The 652-nt window shown below is 48.6% G+C and carries 1 protein-coding gene; it reads right to left on the reverse strand.

Annotation, left to right across the window (positions count from 1 at the left end; translation table 11 throughout):
• Positions 1-466: 466 nt before the first annotated feature.
• Positions 467-652, reverse strand: a 186-nt coding sequence (locus tag WH87_RS20500; RefSeq protein ID WP_046173262.1) for a hypothetical protein, incomplete at its 5' end; no start/stop codon positions are given.

A 652-nucleotide genomic window follows, 5' to 3' on the forward strand; every position in this document is an offset into this window, starting at 1 on the left:
CTCCTGTTCTTCTCTCTCCTCTTCTTCCCCCTTCCCCCCCCCCCCCCTTTCTTCTTCTCCCTCCCTCATCCTTCCCTCTTCTTTCTCGTTTCTCTCCCCTGCCTCCTCCCCCTCCCCTCTTTCTTCTCTTTCCATTCTCCTCTCTCTTCCTCCCTTTCTCTCCCCCTTTCCTTCCCCTTCCTCTTTTTCCTCCTCCTCTTTCCCCTTTTTCCTCCCTCCCTCCTTCCTCTCCCCTCTTCTTCCCCCCTCTCCTTTCTTCCCCTTTCTCCTCTTCCTTTCCTTTTCCTCTTCCCTCCTCTGTCTCCTCTCTCTCCTCTTCTTTCTGTTTCTCCTCTCGTCGTGTCTTTTCTTTCTTCCTTCTCTTTCCTTTACTCTTTATTCTTTTATTCTCCTCTTTCTCTACCCTCTCTTCCTCTCTTCCTCTTCTTCTCTCTATTCCCTCTTTATCATTCCTCTTCCCATCTCTTTATTTCTCTTCCTTCTTCTCCTCTTTGCTTTTTTCCCCGTCTGTTCCTCCTCTCCGCTTTACCTTCTTGCTCTTTTCTTTCGCTTTTTCCTCTCTTCCTCCCCCGCCTACACTGTTTTCTCTTTCCTCTTTTCCTCCTCCCTTTCTCTTTTTCTCCTCTTTCCCTTCCCTCCTCTCTTTCTTTTT

The organism is Devosia epidermidihirudinis, from assembly GCF_000971295.1.
GTDB lineage: Bacteria > Pseudomonadota > Alphaproteobacteria > Rhizobiales > Devosiaceae > Devosia > Devosia epidermidihirudinis.